This window comes from Actinocrispum wychmicini (assembly GCF_004345645.1).
GTDB classification, from domain to species: Bacteria; Actinomycetota; Actinomycetes; order Mycobacteriales; family Pseudonocardiaceae; genus Kibdelosporangium; species Kibdelosporangium wychmicini.
Genome location: NZ_SLWS01000023.1, coordinates 1 through 26687, shown reverse-complemented (window position 1 = coordinate 26687; position 26687 = coordinate 1). Strand labels below are relative to the sequence as shown.

General features: G+C 68.1%; 24 protein-coding genes. 15 read left to right on the top strand and 9 right to left on the bottom strand.

Annotated features, from left to right (window positions below):
- Positions 1-2: 2 nt before the first annotated feature.
- The 10 genes from EV192_RS52495 to EV192_RS52450 all read left to right on the top strand — a co-directional run bounded on the left by EV192_RS52495 (position 3) and on the right by EV192_RS52450 (position 10514).
- The gene (locus EV192_RS52495) at positions 3-344 is read left to right on the top strand and encodes a sunset domain-containing protein (protein WP_132126342.1); all 342 of its coding nucleotides are present in this window, start codon (positions 3-5) and stop codon (positions 342-344) included.
- A gap of 81 nt (positions 345-425) precedes the next feature.
- A complete protein-coding gene (locus EV192_RS52490; protein WP_132126341.1) occupies positions 426-1937 on the top strand; it encodes a hypothetical protein in 1512 nt (503 codons plus the stop codon).
- A gap of 205 nt (positions 1938-2142) precedes the next feature.
- Positions 2143-2988, top strand: coding sequence for an ABC transporter permease (locus EV192_RS52485; protein ID WP_132126340.1), 846 nt, complete (start codon positions 2143-2145; stop codon positions 2986-2988).
- 14 nt (positions 2989-3002) lie between these two features.
- Complete coding sequence (locus tag EV192_RS52480; protein ID WP_132126339.1) at positions 3003-4016, top strand: ABC transporter substrate-binding protein; 1014 nt, start codon at positions 3003-3005, stop codon at positions 4014-4016.
- 2 nt (positions 4017-4018) lie between these two features.
- A complete protein-coding gene (locus tag EV192_RS52475; RefSeq protein WP_243727641.1) occupies positions 4019-4816 on the top strand; it encodes an ABC transporter ATP-binding protein in 798 nt (265 codons plus the stop codon).
- 27 nt (positions 4817-4843) lie between these two features.
- Positions 4844-5800, top strand: a complete 957-nt coding sequence (locus tag EV192_RS52470; protein WP_132126337.1) for a hypothetical protein — start codon at positions 4844-4846, stop codon at positions 5798-5800.
- Between the two features lie 9 nt (positions 5801-5809).
- Positions 5810-8518 carry a ThuA domain-containing protein gene (locus EV192_RS52465; protein WP_132126336.1) on the top strand — a complete coding sequence of 903 codons (2709 nt, stop codon included), beginning with the start codon at positions 5810-5812 and terminating at the stop codon, positions 8516-8518.
- Between the two features lie 73 nt (positions 8519-8591).
- Positions 8592-9086: a glutathione peroxidase gene (locus tag EV192_RS52460; protein WP_132126335.1), complete on the top strand. Its 495-nt coding sequence runs from the start codon at positions 8592-8594 to the stop codon at positions 9084-9086.
- Positions 9079-10011 (top strand): o-succinylbenzoate synthase, encoded by a 933-nt coding sequence (locus EV192_RS52455; protein WP_279496406.1) that lies wholly within the window; start codon positions 9079-9081, stop codon positions 10009-10011. The genes EV192_RS52460 and EV192_RS52455 overlap by 8 nt, the downstream gene beginning before the upstream one ends.
- Positions 10012-10082: 71 nt before the next feature.
- The gene (locus tag EV192_RS52450) at positions 10083-10514 is read left to right on the top strand and encodes a type II toxin-antitoxin system Rv0910 family toxin (RefSeq protein ID WP_207926982.1); all 432 of its coding nucleotides are present in this window, start codon (positions 10083-10085) and stop codon (positions 10512-10514) included.
- Here the strand turns inward: EV192_RS52450 and EV192_RS52445 are convergent.
- On the bottom strand, positions 10482-11138 hold the full coding sequence (locus EV192_RS52445; RefSeq protein ID WP_132126334.1) for a TVP38/TMEM64 family protein: 657 nt from the start codon (positions 11136-11138) through the stop codon (positions 10482-10484). The genes EV192_RS52450 and EV192_RS52445 overlap by 33 nt on opposite strands.
- A 148-nt stretch (positions 11139-11286) precedes the next feature.
- Between EV192_RS52445 and EV192_RS52440 the strand changes: the two genes are divergently transcribed.
- Positions 11287-12591, top strand: a complete 1305-nt coding sequence (locus EV192_RS52440; RefSeq protein WP_132126333.1) for a Fic family protein — start codon at positions 11287-11289, stop codon at positions 12589-12591.
- Positions 12592-12615: 24 nt separating this feature from the next.
- A complete protein-coding gene (locus EV192_RS52435) occupies positions 12616-13464 on the top strand; it encodes a patatin-like phospholipase family protein (RefSeq protein WP_243727640.1) in 849 nt (282 codons plus the stop codon).
- Here the strand turns inward: EV192_RS52435 and EV192_RS52430 are convergent.
- The 5 genes from EV192_RS52430 to EV192_RS52410 are packed head-to-tail and all read right to left on the bottom strand — an operon-like array spanning position 13455 to position 18419.
- On the bottom strand, positions 13455-13886 hold the full coding sequence (locus EV192_RS52430) for a DUF309 domain-containing protein (protein ID WP_132126332.1): 432 nt from the start codon (positions 13884-13886) through the stop codon (positions 13455-13457). The two genes, EV192_RS52435 and EV192_RS52430, sit on opposite strands and share 10 nt — an antisense overlap.
- 13 nt (positions 13887-13899) lie before the next feature.
- The gene (locus EV192_RS52425; RefSeq protein WP_132126331.1) at positions 13900-15978 is read right to left on the bottom strand and encodes a serine/threonine-protein kinase; all 2079 of its coding nucleotides are present in this window, start codon (positions 15976-15978) and stop codon (positions 13900-13902) included.
- Positions 15979-15984: 6 nt separating this feature from the next.
- A complete protein-coding gene (locus EV192_RS52420) occupies positions 15985-16791 on the bottom strand; it encodes a protein phosphatase 2C domain-containing protein (RefSeq protein ID WP_132126330.1) in 807 nt (268 codons plus the stop codon).
- Positions 16792-16795: 4 nt separating this feature from the next.
- Positions 16796-17632 (bottom strand): vWA domain-containing protein, encoded by an 837-nt coding sequence (locus tag EV192_RS52415; protein WP_132126329.1) that lies wholly within the window; start codon positions 17630-17632, stop codon positions 16796-16798.
- A 49-nt stretch (positions 17633-17681) separates the two neighbouring features.
- Entirely contained in the window at positions 17682-18419 is a 738-nt protein-coding gene (locus EV192_RS52410) for a Gfo/Idh/MocA family protein (RefSeq protein ID WP_132126328.1), read from the bottom strand.
- Positions 18420-18492: 73 nt separating this feature from the next.
- On the opposite strand from EV192_RS52410, the gene EV192_RS52405 reads away from it, so the two are divergent.
- A complete protein-coding gene (locus tag EV192_RS52405) occupies positions 18493-20502 on the top strand; it encodes an MDR family MFS transporter (RefSeq protein WP_132126327.1) in 2010 nt (669 codons plus the stop codon).
- Here the strand turns inward: EV192_RS52405 and EV192_RS52400 are convergent.
- From EV192_RS52400 to EV192_RS52390, 3 genes are all read right to left on the bottom strand, one after another.
- Positions 20499-21704 carry a beta-ketoacyl-[acyl-carrier-protein] synthase family protein gene (locus tag EV192_RS52400; RefSeq protein WP_132126326.1) on the bottom strand — a complete coding sequence of 402 codons (1206 nt, stop codon included), beginning with the start codon at positions 21702-21704 and terminating at the stop codon, positions 20499-20501. The two genes, EV192_RS52405 and EV192_RS52400, sit on opposite strands and share 4 nt — an antisense overlap.
- 99 nt (positions 21705-21803) lie before the next feature.
- Positions 21804-22898, bottom strand: a complete 1095-nt coding sequence (locus EV192_RS52395; RefSeq protein WP_132126325.1) for an acyl-CoA dehydrogenase family protein — start codon at positions 22896-22898, stop codon at positions 21804-21806.
- Positions 22898-25213 (bottom strand): bifunctional salicylyl-CoA 5-hydroxylase/oxidoreductase, encoded by a 2316-nt coding sequence (locus EV192_RS52390; RefSeq protein WP_132126324.1) that lies wholly within the window; start codon positions 25211-25213, stop codon positions 22898-22900. The genes EV192_RS52395 and EV192_RS52390 overlap by 1 nt, the downstream gene beginning before the upstream one ends.
- Before the next feature lie 97 nt (positions 25214-25310).
- Between EV192_RS52390 and EV192_RS52385 the strand changes: the two genes are divergently transcribed.
- A complete protein-coding gene (locus EV192_RS52385; RefSeq protein ID WP_132126323.1) occupies positions 25311-26060 on the top strand; it encodes an SDR family NAD(P)-dependent oxidoreductase in 750 nt (249 codons plus the stop codon).
- Positions 26057-26467: a RidA family protein gene (locus EV192_RS52380; RefSeq protein ID WP_165961056.1), complete on the top strand. Its 411-nt coding sequence runs from the start codon at positions 26057-26059 to the stop codon at positions 26465-26467. Before EV192_RS52385 ends, EV192_RS52380 begins: the two co-directional genes overlap by 4 nt.
- Positions 26468-26687 lie beyond the last annotated feature (220 nt).

Sequence of the window (26687 nt, the reverse complement as noted above, 5' to 3'; positions counted from 1 at the left end):
CGTTGTTGTGGCTTGCCGCCCAGACGTACCTGCTGTGCCTTGGCTCGTTCCTCGCCGGCGTGGTCGTCACCGTGCTGGTCCTGCGCAAGCGGAAACCGGTGCCGGACATCCCCGTGGAGCTCCTGGACATCCCCGAGGACGTCACCGACGACGAAGTCGATGAGGACGAGGACGACGAGGAGCCGGCGGTGATCAAGGCGACCAGGAAGTCGATGCGTTACCACACCTCGGACTCGCCGTACTACAACCGGCTCAAGGGCGACCTGACGTTCGTCTCGGTCGAGGAGGCCGAGCTGGCCGGGTTCTCCGCCTGGAACTCCCACAGGACCCCGGCAGCCACATAACACCCTTACGGGACATTTTCCCGGCCGGGCGGGACCGGCGTCTCTTCTGGATGGGGGTATCTCCCGTCGACCATTCGGCGCATGGCTCTCACCAGGATGCGCTCAGCTGTGGCCGCCGCGGCCGTGGTCGCCTTGCTGACGGCGTGCGGTTCGTCCGACGGCGGCGGCTCGGGCGGCCAGCCGGTTCCCGTGGCCGACCAGCCGGTGGCCCAGTTCGGCAACGGACCGAAGGATGCCAAGGTCACGTACCAACCGGACGTCGTGGTGGTCGACGGCGGCCCCAAGGCCATCCGGTCAGCGGGGTCGGACGGCCTGACGTGGACCGTGGACGGCAACGCCCAAGGTGTCGGCGACCTGCAGCCCGGCAAGATCATGCTGGCGACCTCACGGGCGGCCGGCCGGGTGGTGAAGGTCGAGGGGGCCGGCGCCGACCGGGTGGTCACCCTCGCGCCGGTCCAACTGTCCGAGGTGATCCGCGACGGCGAGATCGAGGCCGACGGCCCGCTGTCCACCGACGGCCTGACCTACCAGGAGATCCCGGACGCCCCGGGCGCGGTGAGCGTCCCCGAGTCGACCCAGGGTGGTGCCGACCCGAGCGCGACGGAGAACCCCAGCGCGACCAACGAGCCGACGGAACCGGCCGAGCCGTCGACGGAGACGTCGGAGACGCCGGACGGCTTCGTGGTTCGGACACCGCCGCTGCGGCTGCGGACCGGTGGCACCCCGATGCCGCCGCCCACGCTGGGCGCGTTGGAGAAGACCATCGGGGACTGGGTGGTGAAGCCGTTCCTGGACAAGAACGGCCTGATGACCAACGTCGGCCTCGATGTCGGCGTCACCCCGACCCAGGGCCTGAAACTCAAGCTCGGCCTGAAACTGCGGATCGAGAACCTGCAGCGGAGCATGCGCCTCGGCTTCCACGACGGCCAGATCACCCAGAACTCGAAGTTCATGATCGACGGCCTCAAACTGATGAGCCTGAGCGTGGCCGCGGGCAGCGCGAACGGCACCTCGGACAACAAGAAGGTGAAGATCGAGGTGCCGATCGAGCTCAACCAGCAGGTGATCGCGGGCGGCTTCCCGTTCGTGATCAGCCAGAAGTTCACGTTCCTGGTGACCACCGGGCTGAGCGAGAAGAACGCCAACATGACCGCCCTCGGCTCGTGGACCTTCAGCGGCCCGCTCGGCTTCGACGGCACGAACGTGGTGGTGCCCACGGTCACCGAGAAGGACGACATGCTGAAGTCCCTGCAGGGCGTCTCGATCGGGATCAACGGGATCGTCGCGGCCTTCCAGTACCGGATCATGATCGGCATGGGTGTGCCAGCGGCGGCCGCCGGTCCGTACGCCAAGGTGATCGTCTCGGCCGGCCTCACCAACGGCTCCGACGCGGGCATGGTGAAGTGCAAGAACGTCTCGTTGACGCTCAGCGCGGGCGCGGGTGTCGGCACCACTCTGAACAAGACGGTGGCGTCGGCGATCGAGAAGGTCCTCGGCCGGGCGATCGGCAAGAAGGACGACTTCCCGTTGGTCACCAAGGACCTGCTGAAGTACTCCAAGTCCGATCCGGACATCCGGGGCTGCCAGGTCTAGGCTGGCGAAGCTCACAGCGCCGCCTGTCCTTGTCCCGCAACGCGGACACCGCGCCGATGGCCATCTCCTGTCCTTGACCGGTCGCTGGCGCCTGTCTAACCTAGCGCAGAAAGCGCTTTCTGAAAGCGCTTTCAGAACTGCCCGCAAATGTTCATGTACATGAACGTAAGCGCTTTCTTCCGTTGTCGAGGGAAGGCGGGGGAGTATGGCGGTACGGAGCGCGCCGGCCGGGGTCGCCGAGCGCGAACGGCCCGGACCAGGCGCGCGGGCCGCCAAGGTCGCCGCCCAGGCGTGGCGGCCGGTCGCGTTGCTGGCACTGCTGTTCGTGGCGTGGTGGGTGATCACCGCCGCGGGCTGGGTCGAGCCGTACCTCGTCGCGTCCCCCTGGGACACCTTCTCGATCATCGGGAACAAATGGGGGTATTTCTGGGACAACACGCTGGTCACGCTGTGGGAGACGGTCGCCGGCTTCGTCATCGCGATCGCGCTCGGCGTGCTGACCGCCGTGCTGATGGTGTCCTCGGTGACGATCGAGCGCACGCTCTACCCGCTGTTGCTGTTCGCGCAGGTGATCCCGAAGATCGCGATCGCGCCGCTGTTCGTGGTGTGGCTCGGCACCGACCTCGCGCCGAAGATCGTCATCGCCGTGCTGATGGCGTTCTTCCCGGTGGTGATCTCGATGGTGACCGGGCTGAAGTCGATCGACCCGGAGATGTTGCAGCTGTCCGCGACCATGGGGGCCGGTCCGGCGAAGACGTTCGTCAAGATCCGGCTGCCGGCGTCGCTGCCGCATTTGTTCGCCGGCCTGAAGATCGCGGCGACGCTCGCGGTCACCGGCGCGGTGGTCGGCGAGTTCGTCGGCGCCAACGAGGGCCTCGGTTTCGTGATCCAGCAGGCGAACGGGAACTTCGACACGCCGACGCTGTTCGCCGGCCTGATCATCATGTCCGTGCTCGGCGTGCTGCTGTTCGCCGCGGTCGAGCTGCTTGAGTACTTCGTGCTCCCGTGGCACGCCAGCCGCCGCATCGACGCCGCCACGACCAGCATGTGAAGAGGGAGTTCACCATGAGGTTCCGCGCGCTCGTCCCAGCCATGGCGCTGTTGTTGGCCGCCGGATGCGGCGGTGGTGGCGGAGGGAAGTCGACCGGCTCGGGCGGCCAGCAGCTGGACAAGGTCACGCTCACGCTGAACTGGTACCCGTACGGCGAACACGCGCCGTTCTACTACGGCAAATCCAAGGGGATCTACGAGAAGCACGGGATCGACCTGGCCATCCAGGCCGGCCAAGGCTCCCAGAAGACCATCCAGGCGACCGCCGCCGGCCAGACCGACTTCGGCTGGGCGGACACCCCGGCGCTGCTGGCCGGTGTCGGCCAGGGCATGAAGGTGAAGAGCGTCGGCGTGTTCCTACAGACCACTCCGTCGGCCGTGCAGTTCTTCAGCGACAAGAACATCAAGGCGCCCGCTGACCTCAAGGGCAGGACCGTAGCGAGCACCGCGGGTGACGCGCTGAGTAAGACGTTCCCGGCGTTCCTCAAGGTCAACGGCCTGCAGGCGAGTGACGTCAAGCTGCAGAACCTGGACGCGGCCGGCAAGATGGCCGCGACGATCGCCGGCCAGACCGACGCGCTGCTCGGCTTCGCCACCGACCAGGGCCCGACCATCCAGGAGAAGGCCGGCAAACCCGTGTCATACCTGAAGTTCGCCGACTACGGTCTCAATTTCTACGCTAACGGCCTGCTGACCGCGCAGAAGAACCTGGCGGACAAGAAGGAACTGGTCACCCGCATGGTCGCCGCGACAAGCGAGGCATGGGCGGCCGCGCAGGGCGATCCCCAAGCGGCCGTGGACGCCATGAAAGGTGCCTCCGAGCAACTGCCGTCGCCGTCCGTCGTCAAGCAGCAGTTCGACGCGACCGTCAAGCTGCTGCACACCGAAGCCACGCAAGGGAAAGCGCCTGGTGTCGACGACGAAGGCGACTGGCGCAGGACCATCCAGGTGTTCGCGGACGCCGGCGTGATCGACAAGGCACAGGAACCGTCGGCATACTGGGACGTCAGCTTCGCGCCGAAGGGATGAGAATGTCCGCGCCCGCGGCTGTTCAGATGGATTCCACGGTCGACATCCAGGACGTGGCGGTTCGGTTCCGCAGCAGGAAACGGGACGTCACGGCGTTGCGCGAGGTCTCGCTGAGCGTTCGGTCGGGGGAGTTCGTGGCCATCGTCGGCCCGTCCGGCTGTGGCAAGTCCACTTTGCTCAAACTGGTGTCCGGGCTGCTGCGGCCGTCCACCGGGCAGGTCCGGCTGCTCGGGACGGAGGTCCGCGGGCCACGCCGGGACATCGGCTACGTCTTCCAACGCGCCGCCCTGCTGGACTGGCGCACGGCCCGGAAGAACATCCTGCTCCAGGCCGAGATGCGCGCCATGCCGTCGGCCGCGGCCCGGGAACGTGCGGACGAGCTGATCGCGATGACCGGGCTGACCGGCTTCGAGGACGCCTACCCGCACGAGCTTTCCGGCGGTATGCAGCAACGGGTGGCGTTGTGCCGCGCGCTGCTGCACCGCCCGCCGGTGCTGCTCATGGACGAGCCGTTCGGCGCGTTGGACGCGCTCACCCGTGAGCAGATGAACGTCGAACTGCGCCGGATCTGGCGCGAGACAGGGACCACAGTCCTGCTGGTCACCCACTCGATCCCCGAGGCCGTGTACCTCGCGGACCAAGTGGTGGTCATGACACCCCGACCCGGCACGGTCGACGAGTTGATCCCCGTCGACCTGCCGGCCGAACGCGACTACGGTCGGACCATGGCCGAGCCGGAGTTCGCGCGGGTGACTGGCCGAATCCGAGATCTGCTGGGCGCCGCCACCAGTGCTGAGTGACCGAACCCGTCAATGGAGGTATTTCGCATGAAGGCTCGTTCTGTGTTAGCGGTGGCCGCGTGCGTCGTCGGGGCGACCTTGGGCGTTGTCGTGCCCGCGAGCGCCGGCCTGACCACGTTCTGCGAGGGTGATGCCGGCGCGGTGACCGTGCCGGGCGACCTGAGAGTCGCGGCCGGCAAGTCCTGCGTCCTCGACGGCACGATCGTGACCGGCACCGTGACCGTCGAGCCGGACGCCAACCTGGTGATCACCGGCGGCGCGTTCCAGCGCGCGGTCTCCGTGCAGGACAACGGCTTCCTGGACGCGCAGGGCACCACGTTCGGCAGCACGCTGACCGTCACCGACGGCTATGGCGTCTTCATGGGCAGCACCACGTCCGGCTCGGTCAAGGTGTCACCGGACAAGCACCCCGAACGGCCTACGTACACGTACTTGAACCGGGTCACCGTGAACGGCGACTACGCCTCCACGGTCGGTGCCGTGTACGCCGACTCGAGCACGTTCAGCGGCAGCTTCAGTGGTGCCAACGTGGCCTATGTGGATCTGCTGAACTCGGTGGTGAACAAGGACTTCTCGGTGTCCGGGGCGCCGCAGGGCTCGGTGTTCTGCGCGAACGAGGTGTACGGCAACAGTTCGTACTCGGGCAACCCGGGGACGTTGCAGATCGGCGCGGACGGCCCGATCGCCGGCTGCGGCCAGGCCAGCTTCTTCTTCGGCAACCTGGACGTGTCCGGCAACACCGGCGGGGTGACGTTGGGCAACACCATCATCCGCGGCAACCTGGCCGGCACCGGCAACGACCCGGCGCCCACCGGCTCCAACAACCGGGTCCGTGGCACGACCTCCGGCCAGTTCGTGAACCTGGCGCCCCAGGCGGCCGCGCGTGGCATGGCAGCGCAGCAACAGAACCCGGCGGACAAACTGGGCGAGCGCAAGGCACAGGCGGTCGCGGCCGCGCAGGCCGCCGGACCAGCGGCACTGTAACGGCTGGACATGTCAACTGCCACACGCCTTCGGGCGTTGATCTGTGCTGCCCTGCTCATGGTCGGCGTGCCGGCGGCTGCGGCGACCCCGCGGTTCTCCGTCCTGGTGTTCTCCAAGACGACGTTCGTCCGGCACGAGTCGATCCCGGCCGGCAACGCCGCGATCAAGAAGCTCGGCGAGCAGAACAACTTCGCCACGGACTTCACCGAGGACTCAACCGCGTTCAACGACGCCAACCTGGCCAGATACCAGGCGGTCGTCTTCAACAACACCGACTCCACCCCACAGTCGGGCAACCTGCTCGACGACGACCAACGGGCCGCGTTCCAGCGGTACATCGAACACGGCGGCGGCTGGACGGGCATCCACGCCGCCACCGCGAGCGAGCGGGACTGGAAGTGGTACGAGGGCCTCGCCGGCGCGATCTTCGACAACCACCCGGTGATCCAGCCGGGCCGGGCGAAGGTCCTCGACCACGCCCATCCCTCCACAAAGGACCTGCCAGACCTGTGGGAGCTGTCGGGCGAGGAGTGGTACAACTGGAAGGTCAACCCGACCGGCAAGGTGCACACCCTGCTGCAGATCAAGATGCGGGACGGCATCCAGGGCGTCACCCCGGACGTGGATCACCCGATCTCCTGGTGCCAGAACTACGACGGCGGCCGGTCCTGGTACACGATGATCGGGCACGGCTCGGCAAGGTACAACGATCCGTTGTACCTCAAGTACCTGCTCGGCGGCATCCAGTGGTCGGCGGGCGCGGTTGCCGGTGACTGCTCGGCGACCAAGGACGGCATGTTCCAGCGGGTCCCGTTGGTCACCGAGGGCCTGGCCGACCCGTTCGAGCTGGCGGTCGCCCCGGACCGCCGGGTGTTCCTCATCCAGCGGACCGGCGCGTTGAAGATCGTCGCGGGGGACACGTTGCGGGTGTCGACCGCGCTGGACTTCCGGTACTCGCCGCAGATGACGAGCCAGTCCGACGGGTTGTTGGGGCTCGCGCTGGACAACGACTTCACACACAACCATTGGTTGTATCTGTTGTATTCGGACAAGGTCGAGAAACGGGAGAACCTGTCCCGGTTCACCGTCACCGGCAACGTCGTGGACCCGGCGTCGGAGAAGCGGCTGCTGGAGATCCCGACGTACCGCGACGAGAACCGCGCGAACTCGAACATGGCCGGCTCGATCGCGTTCGACAAGCACGGCAACCTGTACATCGCCACGGGCGACAACACCGACCCGTTCCACTCGGACGGCTTCGCCCCGCTCGACGAGCGGCCAGGCAACCGTTCCCTCGACGCGCAGAGCACCGCGGCCAACACGAACGACCTGCGCGGCAAGGTCCTCCGCATCACGCCTCAGTCCGACGGCACGTACACGATCCCGGCCGGCAACCTGTTCCCGCCAGGGACGGACAAGACCCGGCCGGAGATCTACACCATGGGCCAGCGCAACCCGTTGCGGATCACGGTCGACCCGGTGTCGGACGCGCTGATGGTCGGCGACCACGGGCCGGACGCGCGGGCGGCCGACCCGAACCGCGGTCCGGAAGGGACAGTCGAGTACAACCGCGTCACCCACGCCGGCAACCAGGGCTGGCCGTACTGCGTCGGCGACAACATCCCGTTCAACGACTACAACTTCGCGACCGGCACCTCGGGTCCGAAGTTCGACTGCGCGCACCTGGTCAACGACTCGCCGAACAACACGGGATTGACGAACCTCCCGCCGGCCGAGCCGGCGACGGTCTGGTACGCGTCCTCGGCGTCGGCCGAGTTCCCGGAGATGGGGACGGGCGGCGGCGGGCCGATGTCCGGTCCGGTCTACGCCTACGACCCGGCGAACCCGCTGGTGACCAAGTTCCCGCCGTACTTCGACGGGAAGTGGTTCACGTTCGAGTCCACCCGCCGGAACTTCAGGACGTTCTCGTTCCAGCGCGCCGACCAGACGTTCGCGGATCCTCGGTTCCCCGCGGTCGAAGCCGGCGACCTCCAGTCGATCAACCCGATCCTCGGGACCATGCCGTGGGTCCAGCCGTTCGCCGCGCACTTCGGCCCGGACGGCTCGCTGTACGTGATCGACTCCGGCGCCGACGGCTCGGGCGTCTACCGGATCGACTACGTGGCCAACGGAAAGCGGCCGACCGCACAAGCCACGGCCAGCACCGACTCCGGCCGGTATCCGTTGACGGTCGCCTTCTCCAGCGCGGGGTCGACCGGCGAGGACCCCGCGTACGCCTGGGATTTCGACGGCGACGGCACGGTCGACTCCACCGAGGCCAACCCGACACACGTGTACATGACACCAGGCCAGTTCGACGCCCGGCTCACGGTCACGAGCCGTCGCACCGGGCTGACCGGGGTCGCGGTGACCACGATCACCCCCGGCAACACCCGGCCGGCCGTGCGGATCGTGTCGCCGCAGGCGGGCGGGTTCTTCGACTGGGGCGACACCATCCCGTTCGAAGTGCACGTCACCGACCGCGAGGACGGCCGGATCGACTGCTCGAAGGTGACTGTGCGGACTCAACTCGGCCACGACGCCCAACTGCGTCCGATGGACACCCTGACCGGCTGTTTCGGTTCGTTCAAGGTCGACCAGGCACCCGGTCAGAACCTGTACGTCGTGGTGAGCGCCCAGTACACCGACGGCGGCGGCCCGCGAGGCGTGCCGGCGTTGACCGGCTCGGCGCACCTGTCGCTGCTGCCCAGGAGATGACTACCTGGTCAATGTGAGGTTTCAGACACGCGGTGCCGATGTGCGCCCGGGGATAGCCTGGGCGTACATCAACATGAGGAGAACACAGGTGCCTGAGATCAAAACCCTGGCCGGTCAGGAGACGACGCTTCAGGACATCCGGGCCGGCCGGGCCGCGCTCGTCGTCAACGTGGCGTCGAAGTGCGGGCTCACCCCGCAGTACACGGCGTTGGAGGAGTTGCAGCAGAAGTACGGCGACCGCGGCTTCACGGTGATCGGCGTGCCGTCCAACCAGTTCGCCGGGCAGGAGCCGGGCACCGCCGAGGAGATCCAGACGTTCTGCTCGACCACGTACGGTGTGACGTTCCCGATGACGGAGAAGGTCGACGTGAACGGCGCGGACCGGCACCCGGTCTACCAGGCGCTCGTCGAGACGCCCGACGAGGAGGGCGACGCGGGTGACGTGCAGTGGAACTTCGAGAAGTTCCTGGTGTCCCCGGCGGGTGACGTCGTCGCGAGGTTCCGGCCGCGGACCACACCGGACGACCCGAAGGTGATCGCGGCCATCGAGTCGGTTCTGGGTGACTGACACCTGGGTCTACTCGATCCCGATGCGGACCCGGTTCCGCGGCATCACCGTCCGTGAGGGCGTGCTGGTCCGTGGGCCGGTGGGCTGGGGCGACTTCTGCCCGTTCACCGAGTACTCGGACGCCGAGTCCGCGGCCTGGTTGGCGACGGCGGTCGAGCAGAGCTCGGTGGGCTGGCCCGCGCCGGTTCGGGACCGGATCCCAGTGAACTGCACGGTGCCCGCGGTGGATCCGGTGCGCGCACACGCGATCGCCGCGGGCTCGGGCTGTTCGACCGCGAAGATCAAGGTCGCGGACCACCCCTCGGCCCTGGCCGAGGACGTCGCCCGGGTCGAGGCGGTCCGGGACGCGCTGGGGCCGTCCGGGCGGATCCGGGTGGACGCCAACGCGGTGTGGGATGTCGAGACCGCGGTGTCGTCGATCCGGGCGCTGGACAAGGCGGCGGGCGGGCTGGAATACGTCGAGCAGCCGTGCCGGTCGCTGGACGAGCTCGCCGCGGTCCGGCGCCAGGTGGACGTGCCGATCGCGGCGGACGAGTCGATCCGGCGCGCCTCGGACCCGATGCAGGTGGCGGTCGCGGGCGCGGCGGACATCGCGGTGATCAAGTGCACCCCGTTGGGCGGTGTCCGGCGGGCCCTGGAGGTCGCCTCGGCGTGTGGCTTGCCGTGCGTGGTGTCCTCCGCGTTGGAGACGTCCGTCGGGTTGGCCGCGCAGTTGGCGTTGGCGGGCGCTTTGCCGTCGCTGGACTACGCCTGCGGCCTCGGTACCACGTCGTTGTTGGCCGGTGACGTGGTCGCTTCGCCGTTCGTACCCGTCGACGGGTACCTGCCCGTGCCGCGAACGCCACCCGCACCGGTTTTCGCGTTCGCCGCGCCCCCTGACCGGGCAGCATGGTGGAACGCTCGGTTGACTCGCGTTAGGGGCTAGTTCACTGGTTGTTTGCGGGCGCGAGATCGGCTGTTTGGCGGTACCGTCCTTCCGACCATAAGGAGGACGCCGTGGCCAAGGTGAGTGTGACCGCCTCGATGCCCGTGGACCCACAGACCGCGTGGGCGACCGCTTCCGACCTCAACAGGTTCGGTGAGTGGCTCGCGTTGCACGAGGGCTGGCGAGGGGACGTGCCCAGCGAGATCAAGAAGGGCACAGTGCTGACATCGGTGGTGTCGGTGAAGGGCCTGCGCAACCGGATCACCTGGTCGGTCATCTCGTACGACCCACCGAACGGGATCGCGTTGTCCGGCGAGGGCAAAGCCGGTGTGAAGGCGTCACTGGAGCTGAAGTTGACGCCGGCGGCCACCGGCGCGACCGGTGAGCTGGACGTGGAGTTCACCGGCCCGGGGATGTTCGGCCCGATCTCCGCGGCCGTGGGCAGAACGCTGCAGGGCGACCTGCGCAAGTCACTCGACAAACTCGTCTCGCTGATCGACTGACCGCCGTCGCCGGAACGCGAACCACAGTCCGGCGAGACCGACGACCGCGCACGCCGCGGACACCACGAGCAACGCCGGGGGCGTACTCCCGGTCAACGTGTCACCCAGCACGACGACCGCGATCGTCCCCGGCAGGCTCCCCACCACCGTCCCCACCAGGTACGGCCAGGTCCGCACCGAGGAAACCCCGCACGCGTAGTTCACCGGCAGGAAAGGCGCGACCGGAATCAACCGGATCGACGCCACCGCCATCCACCCGCCACTGGTCAGCCGTTCGTCCACGCTCCGGACCGTCTTGTGCTCCAGATGCCGGGCCACCATCCGCCGCCCGATGGACCGCGCCAGCACAAAGCTCAACCAGCCGCTCACCACGGTCGCGGCGAGCGCGACGCAGACCCCCACCGCCGGCCCCAGCAACAACCCGGACGCCAACGAGAACACCGTCCGCGGAATGGGCACCAACGTCACCACCACGTACGCCAGGAACATCAACACCGGCGCCGCCGCCCCAGCCCCCTCCGCCCACGACCGCAACTCCCCGGCCTTGGGCACAGGCAGCACGAACGCCGCGACGACCACCGCCGCGAGCAGGCCAACCGCCACCAATGTCCTCACACGCGGCACAACCTCAGTCTATGCGTTGTCGGGCAGGGGCGGCCTGTCACGGCCATCCGCCGGGACGACGGTCCCAACCTTTCATGCGCGACGCATGTGTTAAGGTTTAGGTCAATAAACTTTAATCTCAATGCTGATCATGAAAGGTTCGGTCCCGATGGCCACGTGGCTTCCGCATCATTGGGAGCCGTCGTTCGAGGGGCGCTCCCGAAGGGACCAGCGAGGTGGCAGGTACTCGGCGTATCTGCCGGATCCGCTGGTCACCAGGCGGTTGGCGCTCCCGGACGAGCTGGCCCGCCGGGCGTTCGCGGTCGAGACCGCCGTCCGTGAACTGAGTGCCGGCTCCCGCGTGGCCACGTGCCTGGAGGGACTCGCTCGGTTCCTGCTCCGTTCGGAGGCGATCGCCTCGTCGCGGATCGAGGGCCTGCAGGTCTCGGCGCAACAGGTGGCGCTCGCCGAGCTCGCCCAGACAGACGAGACCATCACGCGCGGTTTCACGACGAATGCCCAGCTCGTCGCGAACAACATCACTACTGTCCGCCACGCCGCCACGGCTTTGGCATCCGCGTCAGCGGTCACCGTGGACGATGTCGACGAACTGCATCGTGCGCTCCTGCCCGACGACAAGCACCACGGTGTTCGCGCCGTCCAAAACTGGATAGGCGGAAACGATTGGCACCCCATCGGTGCGGACTTCGTGCCGCCACCGCCGGACCGTGTCCATGCGCTCATGGCTGACCTGTGCGACTACGTGAGCGGGGGAGTGCACGCGCCGCTGGTTCAGGCCGGTTTGGTGCACGCGCAGTTCGAAACAATTCACCCGTATTCGGATGGCAACGGCAGGGTGGGCCGCGCACTGATCCACACCGTGCTCGTCCGACGGGGCCTCACCCCAACCGCGTTGCTGCCGATCAGCCTGGTGTTGCTGACTCGTACACAGGACTACCTGGCAGGCCTGACCAGCTACCGGCACGACGGTCCGGCGGACACCGACGCGGCCCAGGTTGCCGCCGCGGAATGGGTGGCGGTGTTCCTGGACGCCGCCGCGGTCGCCGTGGACCAGGCCCGCCAGTTGGGTGCGTCCGTCGCCGAGCTGGCATCCGAGTGGGGGGCAAGACTGACCGCACATCGGGATCGGAGCGGAGTTCGTGGCGCGCCGCGGGCGGACTCCGCAGTGGCCCGACTGCTGGAATTGCTGCCCGAGCTTCCTGTGCTCACGGCCCGGACCGTGCAGCGAACCTTGGGTGTCTCGTTTCCTCCGGCGAGACAGGCTCTCGAAGAGTTGGCAGAGGCCGGCATCCTGTACCGCAAACAGGTCGATCGAGGCACGACCGGCTACCTGGCCCGCGAAGTGTTCGACTTGCTCACCTTCGCCGAGCGGAAGCTCGCCAGCACCAGGTGGGACACGCGGGAATCCAAACCGTGCCGTCCGGTGCCCGGGACACCCAGACCGGGCGACTAGCGGTCTGCTGTGCGCTAATGGGCTGTGGACGAGATTGGGTTGCCGGGGCCGGTGGGGTTCGTGATGGGTGGGGGCGGCAGTTTGGGGGCCGCTCAGGTGGGCATGCTGCGGGCGTTGGCGGATCGAGGGGTGCGGCCGGACGTTGTGGTGGGGACGTCGGTGGGGTCGGTGAACGGGGCTTTGCTGGCGTTGGATCCGGGGAACGCGGCGGGTCGGCTTGACGCGGTCTGGCATCGGATGACCAGGGCGAAGGTGTTTCCGGGTGGGCCGATCGCGCAGTTGAGCAGGTTGCGCAAACACCGTAACCACCTGTTTCCGAACACCGGGCTGGCGGAGGTGTTGGCGACCGAGTTGGCGGGGGTGGATGACTTCGCGCACCTCACGTTGCCGTTCGGCGCGGTGGCTGTGGACGCGGTGACCGGGCAGCCGGTGCTGATCACTGAGGGGCCGTTGACCCCCGCGATCCTGGCCAGCGCCGCGATCCCCGGGATCTATCCGCCCGTGCACCACCAGGGGCGGGTGTTGTACGACGGGGGTGTGGTGGCCAACGTGCCGGTCAGGCAGGCGTTGGCGGCCGGGGCGAAGAGCCTGGTAGTGCTCGACTGCGCGTTCCCGGGGCACCTGCCGAGAGTGCCGGAGACGTTGGCGGACGCCGTGTTGTTCTGGGCGACGCTGAGTATGCGTACCCAGGCGACTCTTGAGTGTGAGCTGGTCGCCGACCGGGTGCCGATCCTGTACCTGCCGGGCGCTCCCGTCCGGAACCTGACGCCGCTGGACTTCGGCCACACCGACGTGTTGATCGAGAGCGCCTACTTGAGCTCCAGCAAGTTCCTGGACAACGTCCAGGTCACCGGCCCCGGTCTTTACACCTGAAGCCGGGGCGTCCCCGACGGTGCCAGCGCCCACTGCCGCACCCCGGCGATGTCGATCCCGTGCGGCGGATGGGCCTCGTACGGCCCGATGTTGTCCGCGCCACGCTTGATCAGCGCGGCCGCGCCCGAGGTGTTGCCTCGCGCGGCATGGGTCAGGCCCACCGCGACCTGCGCCAAGCCCCGCCAGAGCTCCCGCTCCTCCTCCGGCGCCGTCTTCCAGGCGTCCTCCAGCACCTCGTGGGCGTGGAACGGCAACCCGTCGTCCAGCAGTTGCTGTGCCTCGGCCAGTGACTCCGCCGGGGTGCGCGGGATGCCCTCCGGCTGCCGTTCGACTCCGGATGAGCCGTACGGGAGCGGACGACCCAAGCCGTCCCGTGGCCTGGCGTTGCGAGCACGTCCCGTGGTGTCCCGGTCGCGATCCATGAGTGCGATCCTCTCACTTGCCGAGCAGGGCGAATCGCAGGAAACGCAGGTACGTGATCTCCTGGTGGGCGTCGGCGTCCATGGAGATCATCTGCAATCGCCGCTGGAGTTCGAGCACGTGGCTGTTGGCTTGCTGCAATATCATCGTTCGCTGCGTGCGGACGTTCGCGATGGCGACGTTGAATCGGGTGAGATCGGCGTCCAGAGCGGCGCGCGCCGAGTTGAGGCTGCTGGTCACCTCGGCCTGCTTGACGGCGATTTCCTGATTGATCTTTTCTCGCTCGGCGTGGAGCTCCAACCTGCGTTCCGAATAACGGTTCGCGAGTTCGTTCTCCACCTCCTTCGACAGCGTTCTCGGTTGCGTTTGAACGGCGGATTTCATGTGTTTTCGACACCACGCCAGGAGGATCTTGGCCTTGGCCTCGTCGAATCCCTGGACCCGCACGACCGCGCCGGAACGCAGCCGGAACCACGGTGTTCTGGTGTTGTACTGCCTGTTCACCTCGTACCGCACGCTGAGGACATCGGCCGCGGAGACGATCCCGGCCTCCCTCAGCCGGTTGGCGACGAACGGGCCGATGCCGGGCAGGTTCGCGTCCGAGACCCGGAAGCTCGCCAGATAGGTCACCTTATGGTATTCGCGGATCTTCGCGAGCCGCGCACGGGCCTCAGTGGCCTGTTCCGAGGTTGTCCGGCCCATCTGAGAATTGATTTCCTTCAGCTGTTGCCTGGCTGAGTTCTGCAACGAAAGGAGTTCTTGGTCGTAGTGTTTCTTCAGGTCACGTCGTCGCTGCGCGTACTTGCTGCTGAACTCTTCGTTCTCCTGGTCGGTGCGCTTCAGTTCGGTGCCGAGTTGCGATACGCGCTTGGTCGCGGCCGCCAGCTCGCTCTCCAGAGCCGCCCGCTTCTTCCGCACCGTGCTCGCGGGGCCGATCTCGGGGCGTTGCCGATACGCGACGGCTCCCGAGCCGGCCAGCGATGTCAGGGACATGAACATCCCCACGACGGCGAACTCCCCCGCGACCAGCCCGGCCACGCCCAACACCAGGACGACCGCCGCCAACGTGATCGATGTCCACCCGACCGCTCGGAAGGCCGCCGCGGGCTGGGCGAACCTTCGCGGCGCCGGCACCACCGATGGGGTGACGTGGTCGACGAGCCACGACGGAAGGCCCGATCGGGAAGGCTGGTCGATGATCACCGCGGTGAGCGCGGGCGGATTCCTGTCCGGCTTGGTCAACTGGTCGTGCACCTGCGCGGCCAGCGCCCGGATCTCGTCCCGTGGGTGGCTCAGCAGCGTGCTGAACCGGAACGAGGCTGCCGGGTTGTCGAAGTCCTCGCCGGCGAGCAACAGGTGCTCGGCGCCGTCCTCGCGGAGCAGCCGCCACAACGAGGGATCCAGCGCTAGCGAGACCAGCGAGAGGTACACGACCCACGACGAGAACCTGTCGACCGTCGGGCCGAAGTCGGTATCGGACCGGGTCGGCAGCTGGTAGTTGCGGTGCCCCTGTTCCGAAGCCCGCATACCCGCGAGCGCGGGCACGTACATGCCGTCGTAGTCGACCAGCCGGAGCGACCCGTCCGCCGTCACGAGAAGGTTTCCGTGCTGGAAGTCGCCGTGTCCGATGTTCGCCGCCGACAGCTCCTGGACGAGCGTCACGAACCGGCCAGCCAAGCCCGCCAACGCGACGCTGTCGTGGAGATGCGCGTCGATCCACTGGGTCAGGCCGACCGCGTCGACCCACTCCATCTTCACCACCGGGTACCAGGTGCCGTCCACCAGGATGCCGGGGTCGAGATAGTCGAAACCCACTTGCCACGGACAGGAAAGACCGGCCAGGTGGCTGCTGATGGCGGCGTACCGGATGTCCTGGTCGGGGACGTCCCGGGTGAAGCACTTCAGCGCGTATCGCTTGCCTGCCGCGGTCCTCAGGGCGAACACACTGGCGAACGCGCCGGAGATGGCCCGAGGCCGCCCCAGCTTGTCCAGCCGGGGGCTCGCGCCCTTCAGGTCGGGATCGCCCAGGCAGATCGAGGTGTTCTGGAGAGCGTCGACATACATCGCCGGTGACGGGAACCGCTGTACAGTCATGGCCGCTCACCCGAGATCCACGTGCACGACGGCCACGTCGTCGTTGCGCATCCCGCCCGTTGACCGTTGGGCGACGATCCATTCCGCGAACCTGTTCCGGTCACCGGCCCTGGTGAGCTCCATCAGCGAGTCCCACGGCGCCCGGTCGCTCTCGACCTGCAGGAGCAACCAGGCGGCCAGGGCGTCGGTGCACAGGATGAACTGGTCGCCCTGGTCGGCCACGCCGGCGGTCAGCGTGACATGGTCGACGAGGAGATCGACATCCTGCGTGCGGCTTCTGGCCAGTGCGGGCGTGCTGGTGAACGCGGCCACGGACTGCAGGGGAAACGACCGCAGCAGTTCGGTCCCGCGAATGTGGAAAAGGCAGCTGTCGCCCAGCCCCGCGGCCTGCCAGTGGGTCGACCCGGCCACGCTGTGAAACCGAGCGGCCAGCAGCGTCGCGTAGGCGCCGGTTGCCAGCTTCGGCTCCTCGTACCACCGAATCGGGCGGTCGTTGGCCTCCCGATGCGCGACGTACTCGGCCAGCCACTTCGTCCACCGCGTACTCGCTTCGACCATCACAGCGGCGAAGTCGTCCGCCGACGTGAGGACTTCCGGTGTGCCGTGCACGATTTCGCGGACAGTGTTCGAGAGGAGCTCCGCCCACCGGCCCGCGAGAAGACTCTCGGATGCCCCGTCCGAGACCGCCGCGGTGACCGGTCCGTCAAGCCACTCCGACGGCGACTCGGCCGGGGCGACCGTGGCGAAGTCCTCGCACTCCTCGTCCGTGCTGCCGCCCTTGGGAACCCGCAAGATGGAGACGAAGGCGCCCATCGGACTAACGCAGATCCGTCGCGCGGGTCCCGATGTCGAGAAACTGCACCACAGCGGCTATGTCCGCGTTGTAGACGAACCCGCGTGTCGTGTCGCTCACCGCGAAGCCTTGCTGGGCCGCGTAAGTGCGCATGTGCGGTGGCAGCGGGCTGGACATCTTGAACAGCGTGCGCGAATACGTGTCGGGTAACGCGCCGGGGCTGTTCGGGAACGTGATCGGCGCGGGGCCGGCGGCGGACACGTGCAGGTTGAAGAGCAGGGCCGCGCCGTCCGCACTGGCCTGGCTCCGGATGCCGCTCGCCGGTCCGGTCGGATCCCCGTCGGTCGACTCCCCGTCGGTCAGGTTGAGCACGATCGGCGGAAAGCAGCTGGGGTGGTCGGAAATCCACTTCGACACAAGCAGCTCCGCGTACCCCAGCGCGGTGCACATCGGTGTTCCGCCGCTGGCCACCGGGTCCATCCAGACCGGGAACCGGGTCGTTGTCTCCACGAGTCCGCCGGCCCCGTCCGGAACCTTCTTCGGCCGGCTCTCCACCCTGGCGGGCTTGTCGGCCACCTCGCTCAGCGGAACTAAGTCACGCCCGGTCAGGTCGCCGCCGAACACGGAGCCCACCGCGTCGCCGTAACCGATGACACCGACGTAAAAGTAGTCCCGCACCCCTTCTTCCTTGGCACACTTCACAGTCAGTTCGGTGAGCAGCCGGTTCACCGCGTCGGCCACCGCGTTCGCCTTCTGCTGTGGGGCCGTGCCGCCGATCGGATCGCTCATCGACAACGACTGGTCGACCAGGAAGAGGAAACATGTGGGATTGACCCGGCTGATCTCCGCGGTATAGGGCATGCGCGTCCCCGACCCCTCTCAACGCGACGTGGGGGTCTGCGGCGTGCTTTCAGCCGTGACATCCCCTTCCGCCCGATATTACTCGGTCGATCGTGGCTGACGCGTGGGCCGCCTCGATCACCTCCAAGGTCGCGATCGCCGACTCGGGGGCGACCGGGACGGCGGCGCCGTCCCGCAGCGCGGCCACCATGGCTGCGTAGAAATACTGGTAGGAACCGGGTTTCGTGGCCACGGGGGTGTCGCCGAGCAGGCCCCAACCGGACTGGGGTTCAGTGCCCCAGCCGGGGTCGGCGGGGGTGCCGCCGGCTTTCAACGCGGCCTCCTGGACGTCCAGACCGTGCTTTGTGTACGCCGTAGACGTGCCGAGGAGGCGGAAGCGGGGGGCCGGGTGGGCGGCCAGGGTGCTGGCGGCCAGGTGCGAGATCACGCCGGACTCGTGCGTCAACGCTACGAAGAAGTCGTCGTCGACCTGCACGCCGTCGCGTTGGCGGTTGACCTCCGCGTGGATCGACCTGGGCGGACCGAACAGCTGGAGCGCCTGGTCGATCAGGTGGGCACCCAGGTCGAACAGCACGCCGCCGGCCTCGTCGCGGCCGGGCAGTTCACGCCAGCCCGACTTGGGAACGGGCCGCCAGCGGTCGAAACGGGACTCGAACCGCACCACCCGGCCGAGCGCGCCGGACGCGAGCAACGACTTCAACGTCAGCCCCGGAGTCGCCGCGATCAGAGGTGCGTGGAACACCTTGCCGGCGGTCCCGTACCCGACCAGACCCACACGCAACGTCATGACCGCTATCTAAGCCGACTCGCGAGGTGTCCGGACCGGACCTATCCTGCGACTGTCCACACAGGAGGGCACGATGGCCGACGAGGTTCCCACCACTGGACGGGCGGCACGCAACGCCGTGGTGGTGGCGATCATGCTGGGGATGCTGCTGTCCGCGCTGGACCAGACCATTGTGTCCACCGCGCTGCCCACGATCGTGGGCGATCTGGGCGGCGGCAACCACCTGTCCTGGGTGGTCACGTCGTACCTGCTGGCCGAGACGATCATGACGGTCCTGATCGGCAAGTTCGGCGACCTGTACGGCCGCAAGAAGATGTTCCTGCTCAGCGTGGTGCTGTTCCTGGTGGGGTCGTTCTTCGCGGGCTGGGCCGACTCCATGACGTGGCTGGTCGCGTCCCGCGCGGTGCAGGGCCTCGGCGCGGGCGGGCTGATGGTGACCGCGACCGCGGTGATCGCCGACGTGGTGCCGTTGAGCGAACGCGGCAAGTACCAGGGCGCGATGGGCTCGGTGTTCGGCGTCGCCACCGTGGTCGGGCCGCTGCTCGGCGGCCTGTTCGTGGACCACTTGAGCTGGCGGTGGGCGTTCTACGTGAACATCCCGATCGGGGTGATCGTGCTCGTGGTCGCCGGGTTCGCGCTGCCGAGCGTGCGCGGCGCGATCCGGCCGAAGATCGACTACCTGGGCATTTTGTTGATCGCCCTGGCGTCCACCGGCCTGACCCTGGTGACCAGCTGGGGCGGCACCGAATACCCGTGGGGTTCGCCGACGATCATCTGGATGGCCGTCGGCTCGGTCGTGGCGCTGGTGCTGTTCGTGCTGGTGGAGCTGCGGGCGGCGGAACCGATGCTGCCGATGCGGCTGTTCCGGAGTTCGGTGTTCACGGTGTCCAGTGTGCTCAGCTTCATTGTCGGGTTCGCGATGCTCGGCGGCGTCACGTACCTGCCGACATACCTGCAGTACGTGCAAGGGGCGTCGGCGACCGAGTCCGGACTGCGGATGCTGCCGCTGGTGGTGGGGTTGCTCGCGGCGGCCATCGTGACCGGCCAGGTGATCAGCAAGACCGGCCAGTACAAGTGGTTCCCGGTGGCCGGGTCGCTGCTGATCGCGGGCGGGCTGGTGTTGCTGTCGCTGATGGACGCGTCGACCACGTTCTGGGTGGCGTCCGGGTACATGCTCGTGTTGGGCCTCGGGGTCGGGCTCGTCATGCCCGTGCCGACCGTGGTCGTGCAGAGCACCAGCGACTACAGCGACCTCGGTGTCGCCACGTCCGGCGTGAGTTTCCTGCGGACGTTGGGCAGCTCGTTCGGCGTGGCCATCTTCGGCACGATCTACGCCGGCGAACTGCCCGACCACCTGCGAAACGCGATCCCGCCCGGCGTGGATCCCCGGGTGGTCCAGACCGTTCAGGGCGTGCACGCCCTGCCCGCGGCGGCCAGAGCGCCGGTCATCCAGGCCTATGTGGACACACTGCACACCATGTTCCTGGTGGCCGCGCCGGTGGGACTGCTCGCGTTCGTGGTCGCGTTGTTCCTCAAGCAGGTGCCGTTGCGGGACACCGCCAGGGTGGTCGCCAAGGGCAACAGCGGTGTGGGGGAGAGCTTCGCCGTGCCCGCGTCCAGTGATTCCGAAGTGGAGCTGGAGAAACTCGTCTCCCTCGTGGTGAGCAAACAGGACCACGACCCACGGCCGGAGATGCTCGCCCGCTCAGGCGTGCCGTTGAGCTTCGCGCAGGCGTGGATGCTCGTGATGGTGTTCAAACACAGCGTGGACGACGGCGACGCGACCCTGCATGAGATCGCCACGCAAACCAAGGTCCCGGCGGGGATCTTCGAACCGGTGGCGCGGCAACTGGTCGACAGTGGATACGCGACCGAGGCCGACGGCCACTACCGCTTCACCCCCAAGGGAACCGAGGCGTTCGCGCGCCTGATCGGCGCGGCCCGGACCTGGCTGCTGGCCAAGTTCGCGGACTGGCACCAGACCGAGGACCACGGCTTCGCGGAAGCGGTGGACCGGGTCGCCGAACGCCTGATCGCCAGCAGCCGAGACCTCAGCGCGGGCAAGCACGCCGCCCACGTCTAGCGGGCGGTGAACACCAGGCATGCGTTGTGGCCGCCGAAGCCGAAGGAATTGACCAGGGCGGACGGGGCCGAGCCGGATCGGGGGGTGCCGGTGATGACGTCGAGCTTCACCCTGGGGTCCAGCTCGTCCAGGTTCTGGATGGCCGGGATCGTCTGTTCGCGCAGGGACAGCACGGCCGCGACCGCGCTCATCGCGCCCGCCGCGCCGAACATGTGACCCGTCATCGACTTCGTCGCGGTCACCACGGGGTGGGTGCCGATCGCCGAGACGATCGAGTCGGCTTCGGTGAGGTCGCCGAGCGGGGTCGACGTCGCGTGCGCGTGCACCTGGCTGACGTCAAGGGGATCCATCTCGGCCGACGCCAGTGCCCGGCGGATCGCCCGGACCTGGCCGTCGTGGTGGGCGGCGGTGATGTGGTGCGCGTCGGACGTGAGCCCGGCGCCGACCAGCCGGGCGTGCACGCGCGCCGAGCGGGCGGCGGCGAACTCGGCACGTTCGAGGACCACCAGGGCGGAGCCCTCACCGATGACGAATCCGTCCCGGTCCACGTCGAACGGCCGGGACGCGCGCTCAGGCTCGTCGTTGCGCGTCGAATGAGCTCGTGCCTGGGCGAATCCGGCCAACGGCAGCGGGTGGATGCACGCCTCCGAGCCGCCCGCGAGCACGACGTCCGCGCGGCCCAACCGGATCATGTCCAGGCCCATGGCGATCGCCTCGGCGCCGCCGGCACACGCGCTCACCGGGGTGTGCGCGCCGCCTTGGGCACCCAGTTCGATGCTCACCCACGCCGCCGGACCGTTCGGCATCAACATCGGCACGGTGTGCGGCGAGACCTTCCGTGGGCCATGGGCCCGCAGGATGTCGTTCTGTTCGAGCAGGCTCAGCGCGCCGCCCGCGCCTGTGCCGATGATCACAGCGAAGCGTTCCGGGTCGACCTGGGGCGCCCCCGCGCCGGCCCAGGCCTCCCTGGCCGCCACCAGGGCGGCCTGCTCGCATCGGTCGAGCCGCCGGGCCAGCACCCGCTCCAGCACGGACGTCGGCTGCACGCGCAGCCGGGCCGCGATCCGGACCGGCAGCTCGGCCGCCCACTCGTCCTCGATCGCCTGGACGCCGGACTCCCCGGCCAGCAACGCCGCCCACGTCGACGGGACGTCCCCGCCGAGTGGTGTGGTCGCGCCAAGGCCGGTCACCACAACGTCCATCACACACTCCGATTGTCGAGTGATCACAAGCTAACTCACTGTGTCACGATGTTGATGTGCGATGACATACCGAACTGGAGTCGCGGTTTTAGAGACGATCTACAAGCGATAGAGGTCGCGGGCGATGATGGTCCGCTGGATCTCGGACGCTCCCTCGTAGATTCGTGGGGCACGGACCTCACGGTACAGGTGCTCAAGGAGATGGCCTTGCCGCAACGCTCGGGCGCCGTGAATCTGGATGGCTGCGTCCACTACGAACTGGGCCGTCTCGGTGGCGAAGAGCTTGGCCATCGCGGAGCGGCTGGCGATCTTCGGCCGGCGGCTGTCGTACGCCTTCGCGGCCGAGTAGACCAGCAGCCGGGCCGCTTCCAGGCGGGTGGCCATTTCGGCGAGTGTGTGGGACACGGTCTGCTGGTCCTTGAGCGGGCCGCCGAAGGCCTGCCGGGTGCCGGCGTGCTCGACTGCCGCGTCCAGTGCGGCCTGTGCCATGCCGACCGCGAACGCGCCGACGCTGGGGCGGAACAGGTCCAGGGTGCGCATGGCCACCTGGAAGCCGCGGTTCTCCTCGCCCAGCAACTCGTCCCGCTCGACCGGGACGCCGTCGAACGTGAGCTTCCCGATCGGGTGCGGGCTGATCATGTCCAGGTGTTCGCCGGCCAGGCCGGGCCGGTCACCGGGCACCACGAACGCGCTGACACCCCGGGATCCGGCGTCGGCGGTGCGGGCGAAGACCGTGTAGAAGTCCGCCTCCGGCGCGTTGGAGATCCAGATCTTCTCGCCGGTCAGCCGCCAGCCCGTGCCGTCCGGTTCAGCGGTCAGGGTCAGCGCGGCCGCGTCCGAGCCGGCCGACGGTTCGGTCAACGCGAACGCGGCCACGGCGTCACCGGCCGCCACCGCGGGGATCCAGCGGTCCCGTTGACTGTCCGAACCGGACTGGATGATCGGGTAGCTGCCCAGTCCCTGCAACGCGAGCGCGGTCTCCGCCTCGGTGCTCTGCGAGGCGAGCGACTCCCGTAGCAGGCAGAGGTCGAGCGCGGACGCGTCCCGAAACAGGCGCGGGAGCAGGCCGAGACCGGCCATGGTCTTCAGCAGGTCACGGTTGACCCGGCCGGGCGTGCTGGGCATCGGGACGAGCGACGCCGCGGCCATCGCCTTGACCTCGTCGGCGAAGGTCTGCTCCAGCGGGGTCAGCATTACGGCCTCCAGCGGGCGTGGGCGGTCGTCGGCGCGCCCTGGCGGATCAGGTCGAGCCGGGGCTTCGGGCCGTCGGTCCGGCCGGACTGCGGCTTTCGGCTGCCGGCCGCGAACGGCTTCGGCCAGGCGATGGCGAAGTCCTGCTCGGCGGCGGCGTGCAGCGTCCACTGTGGATCATAGAGGTGTGTCCGGCCCAGCGCGCACAGGTCGGCGCGGCCGGCCAGGATCAGGGAGTTCACGTCGTCGTACGAGGAGATCGCGCCGACCGCGATCACCGCCACCCCGTACTTCCGGCCGATCTCGTTGCGGATCCGGTCGGCGTACGGCGTCTGGTAACTACGGCCGTACGCGGGCTTCTCCGTGCTCACGACCTGCCCGGTGGACACGTCGACCCCGTCGACGCCACGCTCGGCGAACGCCCGCGCGATCTCCACGGACTCCGCGTCCGAGATCCCGCCCTCACACCAGTCGGTCGCCGAGATCCGCACTGTCAATGGCCCGTCCCACACCGCTCGGACCGCGTCGAACACCTCCAGCGGATACCGCAGCCGGTTCGCCAACGAGCCGCCGTAGGAGTCCGTGCGCTGGTTGGTCAACGGCGACAGGAACGACGACAGCAGGTAGCCGTGCGCGCAGTGCAGTTCAAGCAGGTCGAACCCGGCTCGTGCGGCGGCCTCGGCCGAAGCGACGAACTGGGCCTTGATGTCGGCCATCTCGTCGACGGACAGCTCCCGTGGCGTCTGGTTGACCGGGGAGTACGGCAGCGCCGACGGCCCGCAGACCGCCCAGTTCCCGGTCGGCAGTGGCTGGTCGATGCCGTCCCACATCAGCTTGGTCGAGCCCTTGCGGCCGGAGTGTCCCAACTGGATGCCGATCTTCGCCGGGGTGTTGGCGTGCACGAAGTCGACCACACGTCGCCAGCCCGCCTCGTGCTCAGGGGCGTACATTCCGGTGCAGCCAGGCGTGATCCGGCCCGTCTCGGACACGCACACCATCTCGGTCATCACCAGCCCGGCGCCACCGAGCGCCTTGCTGCCCAGGTGCACCAGGTGGAAGTCGTTCGGCACGCCGTCGACCGCCGAGTACATGTCCATCGGCGACACGATCACCCGGTTGGGCACCTCCAGCGACCCGATCCGGAACGGCTGGAACATCGGCGGCCGGACCGATTCGTAGTCGCGGGCGAACCACGTGTCCATCGACGCCACGAACTCCGGGTCACGCAGGCGCAGGTTGTCGTACGTGACGCGGCGGCTGCGGGTGACGATGTTGAAGGCGAACTGGTGGGGGTCCTGGTCGGCGTACTGGCCGATGTTCTCGAACCACTCCAGGCTGGCCTGCGCCGCGCGCTGGGTCGACGTCACCACCGGCCTCCGCTCGGCCTCGTACGCCGCCAGCGCTGTGTCCACTGAGGACTTCTCGTGCAGGCAGGCGGCCAACGCCAGCGCGTCCTCCATGGCCAGCTTGGTGCCGGAGCCGATGGAGAAGTGCGCGGTGTGGGCGGCGTCGCCAAGCAGGACCATGTTGCCGTGCCGCCAGGTCGCGCAGCGGACCGTCGCGAAGTTCGTCCACTTGGAGTTGTTCGCGAACACCTGGTGGTCGCCGAGGATGTCCGCGCACAGCTCACGGATCCGCGCGATCGACACCTCGTCGCTCTCACCTGGCCGTAAGCCCGTCGGGGCGGTGAATCCGGCGCGCTCCCAGACGTCGTCGTGCATCTCCAGGATGAACGTGCTGCCGTCGCGGCTGTACGGATACCCGTGGACCTGCATGATCCCGGCGGGGGTGTCGAGGACGTAGAACTTGAACGCGTCGAACACGAGGTCCGTGCCGAGCCAGATGTACTTGCACCGCCGCGTCTCGATGGTCGGCTGGAACGTGTCGGCGTACGTGTTGCGCGTCGTGGAGTTCACGCCGTCGGCGGCGACGACGAGGTCGTAGCCGGTCAGGTCCGGTGCCTCGGTCTGGAAGTGGATCGTGATGCCGAGCGCGCGGCACCGCTGCTGGAGGATGTTCAGCAGCCGTTTGCGGCTCATCGCGGCGAACCCGTGGCCGCCGGAGGTGAAGGTCGTGCCCCGGTAGTGCACGTCGATGTCGTCCCAGCGGGCGAACTCGTCGCGCATCGCCTCGAAGACCGCGGTGTCCGCGTGCTCGATGCCGCCGAGGGTCTCGTCAGAGAAGACCACGCCGAAGCCGAACGTGTCGTCCGGACTGTTGCGCTCCCAGACCGTGATCTCGTGTTCGGGATCGAGTTGTTTGGCGAGCGCGGCGAAGTAGAGCCCGCCTGCTCCGCCACCGGCCACCGCGATCCGCACGACGCTCACTCCTTCTGTCGTAAACGGTACGGTCGTCAAGAGTACAACATATCGCGGGTGTTTGACGACCGTAACGAACCTTTGGCAGGCTGACCGGGTGACAACCAGAACCTGCCTGGTCACAGGCGCGAGCCGGGGGATGGGCGCGGTCATCGCCACCCGGTTCTCCACGGCCGGCCACCGGGTCGCGCTGACCGCCCGCGGGGCCGCCCAGCTCGCCGACGTGACCGGCAAGCTCACCGGACCCCACCTGAGCATCCCCTCGGACGTCACCGAACCACCGGACGCGGTGTTCTCCGCCGTGGAACGCTCGTTCGGCCCGGTCGAGGTGCTGGTGCTCAACGCGGGCGCGGCGGTCGCCAAGCCCCTCACCGCGTTGACCGACGAGGAATGGCAGAGCCAACTCGATCTCAACCTGACCGCGCCGTTCCGCTACATGCGCCGCGCCATCCCAGCGATGGTCGAACGCGGCTGGGGACGGATCATCGTGATCGCATCCATCGCCGCCAAACGAGGCGACCGCGACATCAGCGCCTACACCGCGAGCAAACACGGCGTGCTGGGGCTGGTCCGTTCAGCAGCGGCCGAACTGGCCAAAACCGGTGTCACGGTGAACGCGGTCTGCCCCGGCTACGTCGACTCGCCGATGACCGACAGCAACATCTCCCTGCTCGCGGCCCACACCGGCCGCACCGAGCAGGACATCCGCCGCGCCCTGGAACGCAAACAGCCCATCCACCGACTGATCACCGCCGACGAGGTGGCCGACGCCGTGGACCTGTGTGTGCTGAGCGCGGCCATCACCGGCCAGAGCATCGTGGTCGACGGCGGGGCGGTCCAGTCATGATCGAGCACATCAACCCACCCTCACTCGGCAAACCCTCCGGCTACTCGCACGCCGTCGTGGTGACCGCGAACCGCCTGGTCTTCCTCGCCGGCCAGACAGCCCTGAACGCCGACGGCAAGATTGTCGGAGACACCGTCGTCGAGCAGTTCGAGCAGGCCCTGGGCAACCTGCTGACCGCCCTGCGAGCAGCCGGCGGAACCCCGAACGACCTGGTCAGCCTCACTGTGTACATCGTAGACATGGACGACTACAAAGCCCACGCGCGCGAGATCGGCGCGGTCTGGCGCCGGCTCATCGGCAACGCGTATCCAGCGATGGCCGGCATCGGCGTCAGCCGACTGTGGGACGTCGAAGCCCTGGTCGAGGTGCAGGGCTACGCGGCCATCCAGCATGAAAGTGACACCTGAGCCCGGCCACTCCGGGGTCGTTGTCCTTCACAACAGACCTGTGGTTCGTGTCCTCTCTCCCGGCCGACCTGTGCTTTGCAAACCATGGGTGTCAAGGGGTGCGCCCACGGGACCCGGCCCCGGTACAATGCCGCGTAGTTAGAGGGTTGGTGGTGGTGTCGAGATGGGTGGTGGGTTGAGGGTGTAGTGGCCTTTGGTGGTTTTGGTGAGGTGGCCGTGG